Here is a 15,670-nt window from a genome sequence, read left to right as displayed (position 1 = left end):
TTTAAAACTAAGTAATGAGTAAAATTACCATAGCCATAGATGGCTATTCATCCACAGGAAAAAGTACCGTGGCAAAACAATTGGCCAAGCATTTGGGGTATGTTTATGTAGATTCGGGGGCGATGTACAGAGCCGTTACCTATTTTGCCATGGAGCATGGTCTCATTGATGAAAACCATTTTGATGTTGAAGGGTTACTCGACAAATTAAGTGAAATTAAGGTTAGTTTTAAATTTAATGCAGCATTAGGCTTTGCAGAGGTTTACTTAAATGGCGTAAATATTGAAAAGGAGATTCGCACGTTAGAAGTTTCTAGGTTTGTTAGCCAGGTTGCGACAGTGCCTCAAGTTCGTGCCCAATTGGTACAGCACCAAAAACAAATGGGTGCAGAAAAAGGAGTGGTTATGGACGGACGGGATATAGGAACTGTTGTTTTTCCCGATGCAGAATTGAAACTATTCATGACTGCTTCGGCAGAAACAAGGGCTTTAAGACGTTATAGCGAATTGTTGGAACGTGGGGACGACGTATCTTTTGAAGCTGTTTTAAAAAATGTAGAAGAGCGGGACTATATAGATTCACACAGAAAAGATTCCCCCTTAATTAAAGCTAAGGATGCTATTGAAATCGATAACTCCAATTTATCTCTGGAAGAACAGTTTGATGAAATAAAGAAGCTTGTAAATAAGGTATTACATGCTTGAATAAGAAAAGCAACCAGTCATTGGGTTTATTGATGCACGGTCGCTTTTATTTGACTATATGTAAATTATAGATTAGGAATAACCAATTCTTGGCCAGGATATATTAAATCAGGGCGCTTTAAAATAGGGGTGTTGGCTTCAAAAATCACTTGGTATTTCATTGGGTTTCCGTAATAATGCTTTGCAATTTTGCTTAGGGATTCGCCGTTTTTTACGGTGTGTCTATGATATACACTGGTATCGCTAACTTTTATATCGGCTATAATATCGTTTGGATCATCGCCTCCAATTTCCTTTATCTTATCCCAAAGGATATTTTTCTCATATTGGGTTTTAGCGATTCCCCAAACCAATAACTTTCCATATTCTTCTTTAACATTACCGTTTTTAATGTTTAGGGCTTTGCCCAGATCGAGTACAGGCTTATATTTTAGTTTTACAGACATAATCGATTTATATTTATAGGTTACACATTATAAATAGTAAAACTTTACTACAGTTTATAAGACACCATTAATCCTTAATAGTCACAGATAATTTATTTGTTCATTTTTAGGTAATTATGCTAATAATGTGTATTTTTGCACTCCTTTTAGCGAATCGTCGGAAAATAAAAGGAATTAAGAAAAATAATTAATAACACTTCTGTGTGTTAAGCGCTTAAAATTTCCGAAGCATACAGAATACAAATCGCAATACAATTGTGTTTTCAATAAAGGAAAATTCAAAAAGTATTGTTTTTTAAATTAAATGGCTGAAAAAGCAAAACAAGCTGAAGTTGAAGCAACAGAATCAACTGAAGTAAAAACCGCTGAAGCTCCTGTAGTATCAGAAGCACAAGCAAACCCTGAAAAATTCTTAAAAGAGTTTAACTGGCACAATTACCAAGAAGGTATTGATGAGGTTGACGACAAACAATTAAAAGAATTTGAAAAACTAGTAGCAGAAAATTTCGTTGACACTTTAGATAACGAAGTAGTTGAAGGAACTGTAATCCACATTACAGACCGCGATGCGATCATCGACATCAACGCTAAGTCTGAAGGTGTTATCTCTTTAAACGAATTCCGTTACAATCCAAACCTAAAAGTAGGCGATAAAGTTGAGGTATTAATTGATGTTCGCGAAGATGCAACAGGTCAATTGGTATTATCTCACAGAAAAGCTAGGGTAATTAAAGCATGGGATCGTGTAAACGCTGCCCACGATTCTGGTGAAATCGTTAACGGTTTTGTGAAATGCAGAACTAAAGGAGGTATGATCGTAGATGTATTTGGTATTGAAGCATTCTTGCCAGGTTCTCAAATCGATGTTAAGCCAATCCGCGATTACGATCAGTATGTGAATAAAACTATGGAATTCAAGGTGGTTAAGATCAACCATGAGTTTAAGAACGTAGTAGTATCCCATAAAGCTTTAATTGAAGCTGATATTGAAGAACAGAAGAAAGAAATTATTGGTCAGTTAGAAAAAGGTCAAGTATTAGAAGGTGTTGTTAAAAACATTACCTCTTACGGTGTATTTATCGACCTTGGTGGTGTAGATGGTTTAATCCATATTACAGATCTATCTTGGTCTAGAATTAATCACCCTAACGAAATTGTTGAATTAGACCAAAAACTTAACGTGGTAATCCTTGATTTTGATGAAGATAAATCAAGAATCCAATTAGGTTTAAAACAATTGAGCAAACACCCATGGGAAGCTTTAGCAGAAGAAGTTAAAGTAGGTGACAAAGTAAAAGGTAAAGTAGTAGTTATAGCAGATTACGGTGCGTTTATAGAAGTAGCCGATGGTGTTGAAGGATTAATTCACGTATCTGAAATGTCTTGGTCTACACACTTACGTTCAGCTCAGGATTTCGTTTCTGTAGGAGATGAAGTTGAAGCAGTTATCTTAACTTTAGATAGAGAAGAGCGTAAAATGTCACTTGGTATTAAGCAATTAACTCCAGATCCTTGGACTGATATTACAGGCAAGTACCCAGTAGGTTCTCACCATACAGGTGTAGTACGTAACTTTACAAACTTTGGTGTTTTTGTTGAATTGGAAGAAGGTATCGACGGATTAATTTATATCTCAGATTTATCTTGGACCAAGAAAATCAAGCACCCAAGTGAGTTCTGTGCTGTAGGTGATAAGTTAGATGTTGTAGTATTGGAATTAGATGTTGAAGGTCGTAAATTAAGTTTAGGACACAAACAAACTACCGATAACCCTTGGGATAAATACGAAAAGGAATTCGCTTTAGATACGGTTCACAAATCACAAATTGCTGAAATCGTAGACAAAGGAGCTACTGTAGTGTTTAACGAAGATATCGTAGCATTTGTACCTTCTCGTCACCTTGAAAAAGAAGACGGGTCTACCCTTAAGAAAGGTGAAGAGGCAGAATTCAAGATTATTGAATTTAGCAAAGAGTTCAAGCGTGTTGTAGCATCTCATACTGCTGTATTTAAAGCAGAAGAAGCTAAAATAGTGAAACAAGCTGTTAGAAAAGCAGAAGCTGCAGCTGCAGAAGCAAAACCAACTTTAGGTGATGCTAATGATGCTTTACAAGCACTTAAGGATAAAATGGACGGGAAGAAGTAATTCTATTTACCTGTTCACTGAGCATGGGCACTAAGCAAAGTCGAAGTGCAGTTTAAATGGCTCAGAAAATAATTAAAAAGCCTTCAATTTTTTGAAGGCTTTTTTTATGGGTTTTATTAGTAAATGTTAAAAAAATGTGTATTTCATAGAAAAAAACATACATATTGTCGGTTTGTAGAATTTTTTTGTCTATATTAGATTACATTATGTCTAAAAACAGCATTGTTTTTTATGGTGTAAGTACTAAATTACTGAAGGATTAATTATTGATTTTCAGGATTTAATTATTAACCAAAGCCCCTAACACATGAAAAAAGTTCTACTATTAATTGCCTTGTTGAGTACAAGTATTATTTTGGCACAGGGAGACACAATTGGCGATCCAATTACCATTGTTGGAACTGGCATTCCTATTATTGATGAAACTATTTTTAATTCATTAACAGACTCTGAATTATCTCCGTCTTGTGGTGATGCGTCAGCAGATGTTTTTTATAAACATGATGTTATTCCTGGAGCAAATAAAGTTACTGTTGGCATGACGACTTCAGGATTAACTTTTTTATCATCTTTTGATTATCAAATTATAAGAGCCATTAATGGAGATATTAATAACCGGGAAGAAATCCTTTGTTCTTCTTATAATATTCTTATTGGAATAAATAGTGGTTTTACCGAAGATATTATTAATGTAGATTCCAATGATGATTATTATTTAAGGATTCGCAAACCATTGGTAGGAAGCCTTACATCTATATTGGAAGAAACAGTCATTGATTTTGTAAGTGAGTACGATCCAACATTATCAGTTAATAGTCAGAGTTTAGATAGTTTTAGAATGGTCGTTAAGGAAAATACTATCGAATTAATAAACAACAACGCGTTTACAGATTATGCCATTTATAATCTAATGGGACAATTAGTAATTGAAGTTAGTGGTAATACAACTATTGAAGAAATAGACATTAACCGTCTAAATAAAGGGGTGTATGTAGTTAAGTTCAAAGGAAGTACCTCTTCAAAATCTTACAAGTTTATTAAACAATAATAGTTAATAGCCTTTGTATATAATTTTGTAAAAGCTCCTAAATGGGAGCTTTTACAGTTTTATAACTCTAAACAAAGCATAAAACTTGATTGTAAGCTATGATTTTTTACATTACATTTGTACACCAAATACGTTTGGAAAGTATATGAGTCAAAAAGTTTTACTTAACGCAAAAGAGGTAAACATCATTCTTCATCGATTGGCTTGTCAATTAATTGAAAAACATACCAATTTTTCCAATACAGTGCTCATTGGGCTTCAGCCTCGAGGTACTTTTTTAGCTAATCGAATAGCTAAAATATTAAAGGAAGAATACGGTGTGCAGGATATACAGTTAGGGTATCTCGATATTACATTTTATAGAGACGATTTTCGTCGTGGAGATAAGCCCTTGGCGGCCAATACCACCGAAATAAATTTTATCGTAGAAGATAAAAATGTGGTATTTATAGACGATGTATTATATACAGGACGAAGTATAAGGGCAGCCCTAACAGCTATCCAATCGTTTGGAAGACCTAATGAAATAGAGTTGCTGACCCTTATCGATAGACGGTTTAGTCGTCATTTACCCATTCAACCCGATTACAGAGGACGTCAGGTGGATGTGATAAACGACGAAAAAGTAAAAGTAAATTGGATGGAAAACGAAGGAGAGGATTCGGTTTACCTAATAGAAAAATAATAATTTAGCTAGAAGCTAGAAGCTAGAAGCTAGAAGCTAGAAGCTAGAAGCTAGAAGCTAGAAGCTAGAAGCTAGAAGCTAGAAGCTAGAAGCTAGAAGCTAGATATAGTGTCAGGTCAAGCCTAGTCGAGACCTAATTGAACAATAATGAATAACTGAAGTACGGGTTTTTAAGGGATACACAAGTAACTTCAAACTTTAAACAGTAACAATGAGCGAATTAAGTGTTAATCACTTATTAGGAATAAAATATCTTAAGGAACAAGATATTGAACTTATTTTTAAAACAGCCGATCATTTTAAAGAGGTGATTAACAGGCCCATCAAAAAAGTGCCTTCGCTTAGGGATATAACTATTGCCAATCTCTTTTTTGAAAATTCAACACGAACCAAGTTGTCTTTTGAATTGGCCGAAAAACGTTTATCTGCAGATGTGCTCAATTTTTCATCGGCGCAATCTTCGGTTAAAAAGGGAGAGACCTTAATCGATACGGTAAACAATATATTATCGATGAAGGTCGATATGGTTGTGATGCGTCACCCAAATCCCGGAGCAGGAGTCTTTTTATCTAAACATGTTAATGCCAGTATCATTAATGCGGGTGATGGAGCCCATGAACACCCAACACAAGCACTGTTAGATTCTTACTCTATAAGGGAAAAACTAGGCAGTGTAAACGGAAAGAAAGTGGTTATTGTAGGCGATATTTTGCATAGCCGTGTAGCTTTGTCTAATATTTATGCGTTACAGCTCCAAGGGGCAGAAGTTATGGTATGTGGCCCAAAAACCTTAATTCCAAAATATATTGATAAATTAGACGTTAAGGTTGAAACCAATTTAAGGGCAGCCTTAAACTGGTGTGATGTAGCCAATATGTTGCGTGTTCAGAACGAACGCATGGATATAAGTTATTTTCCATCAACTCGCGAATATACGCAACAGTTTGGGGTTAATAAGGCCTTATTGGATTCATTGGACAAAGAAATTGTTATCATGCACCCAGGGCCTATAAATAGAGGTGTAGAGATTACTAGTGATGTAGCCGATTCTAAACAGTCCATTATTTTGGATCAGGTACAAAACGGAGTGGCGGTTAGAATGGCAGTGATTTATTTATTGGCGTCGAAAATAAAACAATAGATTATGATTTTAGACCAAGACGGGAACATTACCATAGTAACCCAAGAGAAGGCTTCAATTATAGAATTGGTAAAGAAGCTGCAGGCGTTATACCCAAGATATAAAAACAACAATGTAATTGTAGCTTTAACCGGTATTAAAAAAGTTGGCATTCAAGATATTGTTGAATTTTTAGAACTATCCAATACCCATAGGGCGGCAAAGCATTCTTTTGTGATTGTTTCCAACAAAATCGATATCGATGATATCCCAAATGAATTAGTTGTGGTGCCTACCTTGCAAGAAGCTTACGATATCATTGAAATGGAAGAAATGGAACGAGACCTGGAGCTTTAATATTTGTTTTTCAGTAATTTATAAGCTTAGTTGATTTGTCTCAAACGGCTTAATAGCGTTATAAAGCATGTAATGAAATACCATGGTTAGATTTCGGCACTCAAAGGGATGATTGTAAAAATGTTGTATGTCTGGGCTGAGTGCATCAGTGGTCGTTATTCCAATCCATGTGAAACATGGCCATTTCGAACAGTAAACATAAACACATGAAACTTACTATTCTAGGATGTTATAGTGCCACCCCAAGGGCTTTAACCAATACAACTTCACAAGTATTGGAAATTAACAATCACATGTTTTTAATAGATTGTGGGGAGGGTACCCAAGTGCAATTGCGAAAACATAGAATTAAGTTCAACCGCATTAAGCATATTTTTATTTCGCATTTACATGGCGATCATTTTTTTGGATTGGTTGGGCTGATTTCTACATTCCGATTGCTAACCCGTGAAGCCGATTTGCATATCTACGGTCCTAAGGGGATTAAGGAGGTAGTTACGCTTCAAATGAAGCTGGCCGATTCCTGGACCAATTACAAACTTATTTTCCATGAATTGACCTCAAAAAAATCTGAATTAATTTTTGAAGACGATTCAGTTGAAGTACATACCATTCCCCTGGAACACAGAGTGTATACCAATGGTTATTTATTTAAAGAAAAGTCTGGCGACAGAAAATTGGATATAGAAGCAGTTGAAAAAGCCAATATAGATATAGCTTATTATAGAAAGCTAAAGCAGGGAGCAGATGTGGTAAATGAAAATGGTGAGTTGATTAAAAATGAATTGGTAACAAGCAATCCTTCCAAACCAAAGAGTTATGCATTTTGTAGTGATACGGTTTATAAAGAAGATATTGTACCTATAATTAAAAATACATCGGTACTTTATCACGAATCTACTTTTTTAGAAAAGCACGCGCATCTTGCGCCAAGAACCAAGCATTCTACAGCAAAAGAAGCTGCAAGAATCGCTAAACAGGCTAATGTGGGTACATTACTTCTTGGGCATTATTCAACGCGTTACGATGGCTTAGAAGGTTTTAAAGCCGAAGCAGAAGAAATCTTTGAGAATGTAGAGTTATGTGAAGATGGTAAAGTCTTTACGTTTTAGAAAATTCCAGTAAATTGCAATATTATTATGGAAAACGATTTAAGCAATTATAGAAGGTCTTACGAAAAAGGGGAGTTGCGGTTAAGTGACGTCCCCAAAAACCCAATGGAACTATTTCAAAAATGGTTTCATGAAGTGGATCAGTTTTTTTCAGCGGATGAAAATAATGCCATGACAGTATCTACAATCGGACTTGATGGATTCCCAAAGAATAGGGTAGTGCTGCTTAAGCGGTTTACTTTTGAAGGATTTATATTTTTTACCAATTATAACAGTGAAAAAGGAAAAGCGATTGAAGCTAACCCCAATGTGTGTTTATCTTTTTTTTGGCATGGAGCAGAACGTCAAATAATTATTAAGGGTAGGGCCGAAAAGATTGCTGAAAATTTAAGCGATGGCTATTTTGAAACTAGGCCCCGAGGCAGTCAATTAGGGGCTTTATTATCTAACCAAAGCGATATAGTTGAAAATAGAACTGTTTTAGAAGAACAACTTAAGGCCTTGGAAAAAAAGTTTGAAGGAATGGAAGTGCCAAGACCCAAACATTGGGGAGGTTATTTGGTTAGGCCCGTTGAACTTGAGTTTTGGCAGGGGCGACCAAACAGGTTACATGATAGAATACGCTATAAGCTTCAAAAAGATTACAATTGGCTAATTCATCGATTATCTCCATAAAAAAACCGATTAAAGACAGTTTAAAAACTATTTAACAGTCATTACATCGATTAAAAACATTTAAATTCGATGTAATACAAGTTTTTAATCGATTTTAACATTTTGTTAACACTCTCTTCTAAGTAGGCTGCTAATTTTACAGAACCAAATCTAAATTTACCTACTTATGAAGTTATTAAAACAATTGCCGTTATTGGCATTGCTAGCTTTATTTGCTTTTTCCTGTTCAAGTGAAAGCTTAGACGATAAAGCTGAGGCATTAGTCGAAAACCTTGTTACTCCAGCTACCAAAACAATAGAAGTACAAATTTTAAACCTTATTAACGATCATAGATTATCTTTAGGCTTAACACCTTTAAATGATATGAAAGTAGTAAAGTCTGTTGCATTTTCGCATACCGATTATATGGTCGATAATAATACTGTATCCCATGATAATTTCTATAAAAGAAGCACTTACTTAAAGGAAAATGCAGGAGCTACTAAAGTATCCGAAAATGTTGCTTATGGCTACACTTCAGCAGAATCTGTTGTCAAGGCCTGGATTAAAAGCGAAGGTCATAAATCGAATATAGAAGGTGATTTCACAAACTTTGATATCTCTGCCGAACAGAATGAAGAAGGAAAATGGTATTATACCAATATATTTATAAAAAAATAACATAACTGCTATTTTAAAGAGTGGTTAAAGACATAGCCTATTTATAAAAGATAGGTTATATATTAATAACTATTTGTTATTGAATTTAGCTTTAGGTATAAAATCCTCCCACAAAGTTGGGAGGATTTTTAATTTAATCTGATTTTGATTAAAGAATATAGTTAGCCAATAATGGCATTGAAAATGACTAGCAATTAAAAAGAACAGATGTTTACAAGAGGTTTGGACTTTTAAATAATAATCGTTCTCAGATTAATTCATTATTGTTTTTTCTTAATTAGTTTTAAGCTAGTCATTTGGGAAAATAGCGCCTTTTTATATGATTTGAAATTGTTATAAAGCTGATAAATGTTATCTTGAATATAATGGTCTCTAATGATTTCTTAAGCTGTATTTGTTTCAGGGCCTCTTTTAATATTGCTTTTCTTGTTTATTGTGATGATATTAAACGGATCCTTGTATGTAGACCAGTAGCTCGTATTGCAAAAGGCAACTAATTCGATGGTAATTAGCTTATAAAACATGCTCTAGTGTTTATAAATGAAAACCCCACTAAGAAATCAATCTTAGTGGGGTTCTCAATTAGTTTAGAATTTGGCTTTTATTGCATTTTAATAATAATAAATTCGGTACGTCTGTTTAACTGGTGTTTGTTTTCTTCACAGTCTACACTACCATCGCACCCGTTAGTCAATCGGCGTTCACCAAATCCTTCATGTGCTGTTATTCTAGCTGGATCAACACCATTAGAGACCAAGTATTCATAAGTAGAATTTGCACGATCTATAGATAATTTATCATTGTAAGTTAACGTACCTCTAGAGTCGGTGTGAGATTCTATACGGATAACCATGCCTGGGTAATCTTCATTCATTAACTTAACAATCTTATCCAATTCTAAAGCAGCATCAGGACGAATGTTATGTTTATCAAAGTCGAAATAGATGATACCAAGATCGGCTAATTTAACAACGTCTCTTACAGGCGTTAGTTCTAGGTCAACTGTAATTGTTGTAACAGAATCTTCAATGCCTTTGGAGGTAAAACTTTTAGAATCGTCCTCATATTTCTTTTGGCTGGCCGTGATTTTATAATCTACATTCCTGTCGATATTGATTTCGTAATACCCTTTCTCATCGGTTTCCATATAGGCAATCTGCTTGCCGTTTCCATCCAATAAGGTTATAATGGCATTAGGTACAGGTTTTTTGTTTACAATGTCTGTAACCGTACCTTCAACATTTAACAAAGGAATACGGTTGTAGGCATAAATATCATCATCACCCATACCACCAGATCTATTGGATGCAAAATAGCCGGAAAGCCCGTCTGCATTCATACTAAATGAAAAGTCATCTTTACTGGAATTAACCGGAACACCAAGGTTTATAACATCTACAATGTCTCCATTCTCATTGGCAACTGTTCCAAAAATATCCAACAGGCCAAGCCCTACATGGCCATCGGAAGAGAAAAACAGGCTACCTTCATTATTTATAAAAGGCATACCTTCAGATCCCTTCGTATTAACTACCTCACCTAGGTTTGTAGGTTCACCTAAAGAGCCGTCGTCATTGATATCTACTACATAAAGATCTGAAGCTCCATAACCACCAGGTCTGTCTGAAGCAAAATATAGCTTCTTATTATCAGGGCTAAGGGCTGGGTGTTGTGTGCTGAATTCAGAATCGTTAATGGATAGATCTTCAATATCTGTCCAAAGGCTATCCTTTAAAGTCGCTCTATAGATTTTAACTTGATTAATACCTTTTTTATTGCTGTCGTAAACATTATCGATAAAGCTATTTCTTGTAAAATACATAGCCTTACCATCATTAGTAATGGTAACAGGACCATCATGATACATGGTGTTTACATCGCCATTTAATTTCGAAGTATGGTCGGCCGGTTCTTTGCGGTCTTTGTTTATGGCGTAAACATCTAGGAAAGGTTGTTCGTTCCAGCCATATAGACGCTTAATGGAAACCCCTTCATCCCTAGTGGATGCGAAATATATTTTTCCACCATGCTCATAGGCTCCAAAATCACTCAATTTTGAATTATGGTTGAATTTTTTTAAGAAATACTGTTGCTTGGCATTAAATACATTAGTAATAAAGTTGCCACGCTTTAAGTATTTACTGGTATTTATAACGCCTCCCGAATCTTTATAGCGTTTCATCCACTCTTTAGATTCGTCGTAATTTTCAATACCACGTAAAGCTTGTGCGTAGTTATAGTAGTACTCAATAGGAATATTTTCCTGTGCTACTGCTTTTTTATAAAATTTAGCTGCGTTTTTTGGATCCCTTAATAAGGCATAACAATCGCCCAAACGGCGGATAGCATAGTCTTTGTTATAGTTGTTGTCTATAAGCTCTTGGTAAACTTCTGCTGCTTTTACAAAGGAGAACTTATTAAATAAGGTATCTGCTTTTTTCTGTTTTCCGTATTGCGCAGAGGCCGTAAAACTCACCGTCAATAGGATACAAACTAATATGTAATTTTTTATTTTCATGGGGTGATTTTTTTATTAGAAATATCTAGGTGATTTTAATTTGTTGCTCATAAACTTAAACTCATAAATGAGTAGGATCTCATGGGTGCCGTTTGAATATCTATTAATATCAACATTTGGCTTTTCATAGGCATAACCTACCCTTAACTGTCTTGATACTTGAAAGTCTACAAATCCTCCAAAAGAACCAGCCGACTCATTCAAGCGGTATGAACCACCAATCCAAAACTTTTCATTGAATAGGAAATTGGCCGTAAAGTCGTAAGATAATGGTGCGCCGTTGGTAGCCTTAACCAAATAAGAGGGTTTAAACTTTAAACTATTGCTTAGGTTGAATACGTAACCACCAGTAAAGTAATAACTAATACGTTCCAAAGCTTTGTAGCCTTCTTCTTTATTCACATCGTTATTTAATACTCTTGGAGCCGATAAGCCTAAGTACCATTTGTTGGTACTCCAAAATACACCCAGACCTATATTAGGGGCCCAACGGTTTTGCGTGCCATTAAAGAAGGGGTCATTAATGACCGTTGGATCATTTAAAAAATCCTGATCAAAACTATAACCCGTAAATCCTCCCTTGATACCAAAAGCTAACTTACCATTGGTTCCTGTTGGAATACTATAGGAGAAATCGCCATACAGATAAGAATATCTTTGAGGCCCTAAGTCATCATTAATAAAAGACAGACCCAAACCAATCCTATCATTTCTTAGTGGTGTATGAATGGAAAGTGTTTGCGTGATAGGACCACCATCAAAGCCAACCCATTGGCTTCTATGAAGACCGACAATGCTTAAAGCTTCCCTACTACCAGCATAAGCGGGGTTTATAGAGATTGTATTGTACATGTACTGCGTGAACTGCGGTAATTGCTGCGCAATTCCAAACGTACAGCTAAACAATGCAATAGCGATTATGTAATGTTTAATAAGTTTCATAGGTTAAAGTTTTATTTGGTTCCTAAGTAAACTGGTCCAGTAAAAGGAGGGACTCCAGAAGCTGATCCGTCACTATTTTGTAATGTAACTATATAATAATATGTTCCGTTTGGAGCTTTATCTGCATTGCCGATGGCGCCTTTAGCTTGTCCTTCCCATTTACCTGGTTGTGAACTTGGGGTTTCATTTCTACCTATAGGGTAATTTGCCGATTCAAAAATTTGTGCACCCCAACGGTTAAATATTTTAACATAGGCTCTATAACCACAGTTTAGATCGGCATCGATATCAAAGGTCTGGTTATAACTATCGCCGTTTGGTGTAACCGCTTTAGATATTATAATATCTTCGGAACTACATGGGTAAACAATACAATCATCATTTATAGTAATGGTTACCTCTGTAGTTTCATTACATCCTGTAGGACTTGTATAGGTGTAGCTAAATACATAGTCGCCTAAGAAATCAATTTCATTTGCTACATCTACCAAATTTTCTGGATCAAACAAACTTCCAGTAAAATCAATGTTAGACGTTACGCCAGAAACAAAAGTCCAGCTAGCATCATCATTAAAGTTATTAATGTAGTCATTCAAATCAATTACACCATCATCTGAACAAGCTGCGTCTGAAACTTGGTTCACAAAATCATCAATAGTTACAGTAACAATTTGTTCGTATACTTTAGTATTATCACAATCATCAGACACTTCCCATTGTCTTGTAATTTCATAATTATCGATTGTGTTTGCACTGAACGTAGACGTTTCTGTAAAGTTAATGGTAACATTTTGTGAACAGTTATCGGCAAATCCAGGTTCTGGAGCTGCTGGGATATTATCACAGCTAGCAGTAATATTGCCTGGAAGCTGGGTAACTAATTCAGGTGCTTTATCATCAATCACTGTAATGGTTTGAACATGTGTTGTGGTATTGTTACAGTCGTCAGATAAACTCCAGGTTCTAGTAATTACTTTTTCGTTAGCGCAATCGCCATCAGCAATACTATCCGTATAAGAAGCGTCTATATTGCTAGAGCAATTATCCATTTCATCAGTAACATCACCAGTTAAGGTTAAATCCTCTGCATTCTCTTCACAACTTATAGTGATATCAGCAGGTGCAGTGAATGTGGGTTTGGTGGTATCTACTACAGTAATGGTTTGAGTAGCAGAAGTTGGGTTACCACATTCATCGGTAGCCGTCCAGGTTCTTGAAATGACTTTGGTGTTGCCACAAGCCTCTACCACAACATCGCTTTCAGTAATGGTTACATTGCCACAAGTATCGGTAGCTGTAGCCACGCCCGTATTTGCACTGGTTTCATCTTCGGTACATTCAATGGTTACATCAGCAGGTACGGTTAATACCGGAGGTGTTGTATCTTGAACGGTAATTATTTGAGTAGCCGAAGTTGGGTTGCCACATTCATCGGTAGCCGTCCAGGTTCTGGTAATGACTTTGGTGTTTCCACAAGCCTCTACCACAGCATCGCTTTCAGTAATGGTTACATTGCCACAAGTATCGGTAGCTGTAGCTACGCCCGTATTTGCACTGGTTTCATCTTCGGTACATTCAATGGTTATATCGGCAGGTACGGTTAATACCGGAGGCGTTGTATCTTGAACGGTAATTATTTGATTAGCCGAAGTTGGGTTGCCACATTCATCGGTAGCTGTCCAAGTTCTGGTAATGACTTTGGTGTTTCCACAAGCCTCTACCACAGCATCGCTTTCAGTAATGGTTACATTGCCACAAGTATCGGTAGCTGTAGCCACGCCCGTATTTGCACTGGTTTCATCTTCGGTACATTCAATGGTTACATCAGCAGGTACGGTTAATACCGGAGGTGTTGTATCTTGAACGGTAATTATTTGATTAGCCGAAGTTGGGTTGCCACATTCATCGGTAGCCGTCCAAGTTCTGGTAATGACTTTGGTGTTTCCACAAGCCTCTACCACAGCATCACTTTCAGTAATGGTTACATTGCCACAAGTATCGGTAGCTGTAGCCACGCCCGTATTTGCACTGGTTTCATCTTCGGTACATTCAATGGTTACATCAGCAGGTACAGTTAATACCGGAGGCGTTGTATCTTGAACGGTAATTATTTGAGTAGCCGAAGTTGGGTTGCCACATTCATCGGTAGCCGTCCAGGTTCTGGTAATGACTTTGGTATTGCCACAAGCCTCTACCACAGCATCACTTTCTGTAATGGTTACATTGCTACAGGTATCCGTTGATGTTGCTACTCCAGTATTGGCGCTGGTTTCATCTTCAGTACATTCGATAGTTACATCGGCAGGAACTGTAAGTGTAGGTGGGGTCGTGTCTTCAATTATGAAAGTAGCAGTTGTTACACTAAAGTTACCACAAGCATCTGTAGCTTTAAAGGTTACGGTGACACTTCCAGTCATACCACAGTCATCAGACATTGTGTTTCCGTCAACACCATAATCATTCGACCATGCAATAGCTGAACAGTCATCAGTTGCTTGTGCACCTGCGTTTGAATTTAACCAAGTGTTAAACTCATTAATGTTGCCAGCACCATCACATTGTACGGTTAAGTCTGATGCGTTTGTAATTATTGTAGGAGCTTCAGTATCCTTAATTAAATAGGTTGCTGTTGTAGTCGTTTTGTTTCCACATGCATCCGTGGCAGTAAAGGTTACTGGAACTTTTGTGCCCTTGCACTGTACATTGGTATCTTGTCCATAATCGTTGGTCCATGTCACGCTTCCACAGTTATCAGTAGCAGTAGCACCAGCATGGTTATTTAACCAATCGGTTAATTTTTGAGGGTCATCGATACCACATTCTATTTCAATGTTGGCGGTGTTTGTGTTGTCAATAACTGGAGGGGTTTCATCATTTACAACAATTATTTGTGTACATGTCGCTAGATTACCGGTCATATCTGCAATTTGATATGTTCGAGTTACTGTTTCAGGACAACTTAGATTATCACTAACTTCATTTAATAAAGTAAAACTAGCTTCGTTAATAGTACAATTATCTGATGCTATACCTCCAGCATTTGTGAATTCTGCATAGTTAGAATAAGCAGGTTGCTCTGAAATATCACATGTGGCGGTTAAGTCTCCAGGACATGTTAGAGTGGGGGTTTGGTTGTCTGTAACCACGACGTCCTGAGTACAGGAAACCTCGTTGCTGTTGGAATCCGTAAAGGTCCATGTGATGGTTGTCGTACCCAAGGGCCACGGATCGTTTATGGCGGCGTTGTCGCTTCTTG

Annotated in this window: 13 protein-coding genes; 9 read left to right on the top strand and 4 right to left on the bottom strand. The window is 36.5% G+C overall.

All coding sequences use genetic code 11. The features are described 5' to 3' along the window. Window positions 1-14 precede the first annotated feature (14 nt). On the top strand, window positions 15-704 hold the full coding sequence (gene cmk, locus MR062_RS16220) for a (d)CMP kinase (RefSeq protein WP_242206193.1): 690 nt from the start codon (window positions 15-17) through the stop codon (window positions 702-704). Between the two features lie 65 nt (window positions 705-769). Here the strand turns inward: cmk and MR062_RS16215 are convergent, their stop codons facing one another. Further along, window positions 770-1,150 (bottom strand): LysM peptidoglycan-binding domain-containing protein, encoded by a 381-nt coding sequence (locus tag MR062_RS16215; protein WP_242206191.1) that lies wholly within the window; start codon window positions 1,148-1,150, stop codon window positions 770-772. A gap of 304 nt (window positions 1,151-1,454) precedes the next feature. Between MR062_RS16215 and rpsA the strand changes: the two genes are divergently transcribed. The 8 genes from rpsA (at window position 1,455) to MR062_RS16175 (ending at window position 8,954) form a co-directional block, all read left to right on the top strand. After that, the gene (gene rpsA / locus MR062_RS16210; protein WP_242206187.1) at window positions 1,455-3,296 is read left to right on the top strand and encodes a 30S ribosomal protein S1; all 1,842 of its coding nucleotides are present in this window, start codon (window positions 1,455-1,457) and stop codon (window positions 3,294-3,296) included. Window positions 3,297-3,603: 307 nt separating this feature from the next. Continuing rightward, entirely contained in the window at window positions 3,604-4,344 is a 741-nt protein-coding gene (locus MR062_RS16205; RefSeq protein WP_242206186.1) for a T9SS type A sorting domain-containing protein, read from the top strand. A gap of 145 nt (window positions 4,345-4,489) precedes the next feature. Further along, a complete protein-coding gene (gene pyrR / locus MR062_RS16200) occupies window positions 4,490-5,029 on the top strand; it encodes a bifunctional pyr operon transcriptional regulator/uracil phosphoribosyltransferase PyrR (protein ID WP_242206183.1) in 540 nt (179 codons plus the stop codon). Between the two features lie 211 nt (window positions 5,030-5,240). Continuing rightward, a complete protein-coding gene (locus MR062_RS16195) occupies window positions 5,241-6,170 on the top strand; it encodes an aspartate carbamoyltransferase catalytic subunit (protein WP_242206181.1) in 930 nt (309 codons plus the stop codon). A gap of 3 nt (window positions 6,171-6,173) precedes the next feature. Further along, window positions 6,174-6,506 carry a ribonuclease Z gene (locus MR062_RS16190; RefSeq protein ID WP_242206180.1) on the top strand — a complete coding sequence of 111 codons (333 nt, stop codon included), beginning with the start codon at window positions 6,174-6,176 and terminating at the stop codon, window positions 6,504-6,506. Window positions 6,507-6,712: 206 nt separating this feature from the next. Further along, window positions 6,713-7,618 carry a ribonuclease Z gene (locus MR062_RS16185; protein ID WP_242206178.1) on the top strand — a complete coding sequence of 302 codons (906 nt, stop codon included), beginning with the start codon at window positions 6,713-6,715 and terminating at the stop codon, window positions 7,616-7,618. 27 nt (window positions 7,619-7,645) lie between these two features. Beyond that, on the top strand, window positions 7,646-8,293 hold the full coding sequence (pdxH, locus tag MR062_RS16180; RefSeq protein WP_242206175.1) for a pyridoxamine 5'-phosphate oxidase: 648 nt from the start codon (window positions 7,646-7,648) through the stop codon (window positions 8,291-8,293). A gap of 166 nt (window positions 8,294-8,459) precedes the next feature. Beyond that, window positions 8,460-8,954 carry a CAP domain-containing protein gene (locus MR062_RS16175; protein ID WP_242206173.1) on the top strand — a complete coding sequence of 165 codons (495 nt, stop codon included), beginning with the start codon at window positions 8,460-8,462 and terminating at the stop codon, window positions 8,952-8,954. Window positions 8,955-9,555: 601 nt separating this feature from the next. Here MR062_RS16175 and MR062_RS16170 read toward each other — a convergent pair. The 3 genes from MR062_RS16170 to MR062_RS16160 all read right to left on the bottom strand — a co-directional run. Then, on the bottom strand, window positions 9,556-11,472 hold the full coding sequence (locus tag MR062_RS16170; RefSeq protein WP_242206172.1) for an OmpA family protein: 1,917 nt from the start codon (window positions 11,470-11,472) through the stop codon (window positions 9,556-9,558). A 15-nt stretch (window positions 11,473-11,487) separates the two neighbouring features. Further along, the gene (locus tag MR062_RS16165; RefSeq protein ID WP_242206170.1) at window positions 11,488-12,414 is read right to left on the bottom strand and encodes a PorP/SprF family type IX secretion system membrane protein; all 927 of its coding nucleotides are present in this window, start codon (window positions 12,412-12,414) and stop codon (window positions 11,488-11,490) included. Between the two features lie 11 nt (window positions 12,415-12,425). After that, window positions 12,426-15,670, bottom strand: a 3,245-nt coding sequence (locus MR062_RS16160) for an HYR-like domain-containing protein (protein ID WP_242206168.1), incomplete at its 5' end; no start/stop codon positions are given.

This window comes from Aestuariivivens insulae, from assembly GCF_022662195.1.
Taxonomy (GTDB): domain Bacteria; phylum Bacteroidota; class Bacteroidia; order Flavobacteriales; family Flavobacteriaceae; genus Aestuariivivens; species Aestuariivivens insulae.
Note: the sequence above shows the minus strand (reverse complement) of the source record. Positions and strands in the feature narration are given on the sequence as shown.

Coding starts and splice junctions, on each gene's coding strand:
- pdxH (WP_242206175.1), top strand. CDS start 7,646: ATGGAAAACGATTTAAGCAATTATAGAAGGTCTTACGAAAAAGGGGAG.
- MR062_RS16190 (WP_242206180.1), top strand. CDS start 6,174: ATGATTTTAGACCAAGACGGGAACATTACCATAGTAACCCAAGAGAAG.
- MR062_RS16205 (WP_242206186.1), top strand. CDS start 3,604: ATGAAAAAAGTTCTACTATTAATTGCCTTGTTGAGTACAAGTATTATT.
- MR062_RS16170 (WP_242206172.1), bottom strand. CDS start 11,472: ATGAAAATAAAAAATTACATATTAGTTTGTATCCTATTGACGGTGAGT.
- MR062_RS16195 (WP_242206181.1), top strand. CDS start 5,241: ATGAGCGAATTAAGTGTTAATCACTTATTAGGAATAAAATATCTTAAG.
- cmk (WP_242206193.1), top strand. CDS start 15: ATGAGTAAAATTACCATAGCCATAGATGGCTATTCATCCACAGGAAAA.
- pyrR (WP_242206183.1), top strand. CDS start 4,490: ATGAGTCAAAAAGTTTTACTTAACGCAAAAGAGGTAAACATCATTCTT.
- MR062_RS16165 (WP_242206170.1), bottom strand. CDS start 12,414: ATGAAACTTATTAAACATTACATAATCGCTATTGCATTGTTTAGCTGT.
- MR062_RS16215 (WP_242206191.1), bottom strand. CDS start 1,150: ATGTCTGTAAAACTAAAATATAAGCCTGTACTCGATCTGGGCAAAGCC.
- rpsA (WP_242206187.1), top strand. CDS start 1,455: ATGGCTGAAAAAGCAAAACAAGCTGAAGTTGAAGCAACAGAATCAACT.
- MR062_RS16175 (WP_242206173.1), top strand. CDS start 8,460: ATGAAGTTATTAAAACAATTGCCGTTATTGGCATTGCTAGCTTTATTT.
- MR062_RS16185 (WP_242206178.1), top strand. CDS start 6,713: ATGAAACTTACTATTCTAGGATGTTATAGTGCCACCCCAAGGGCTTTA.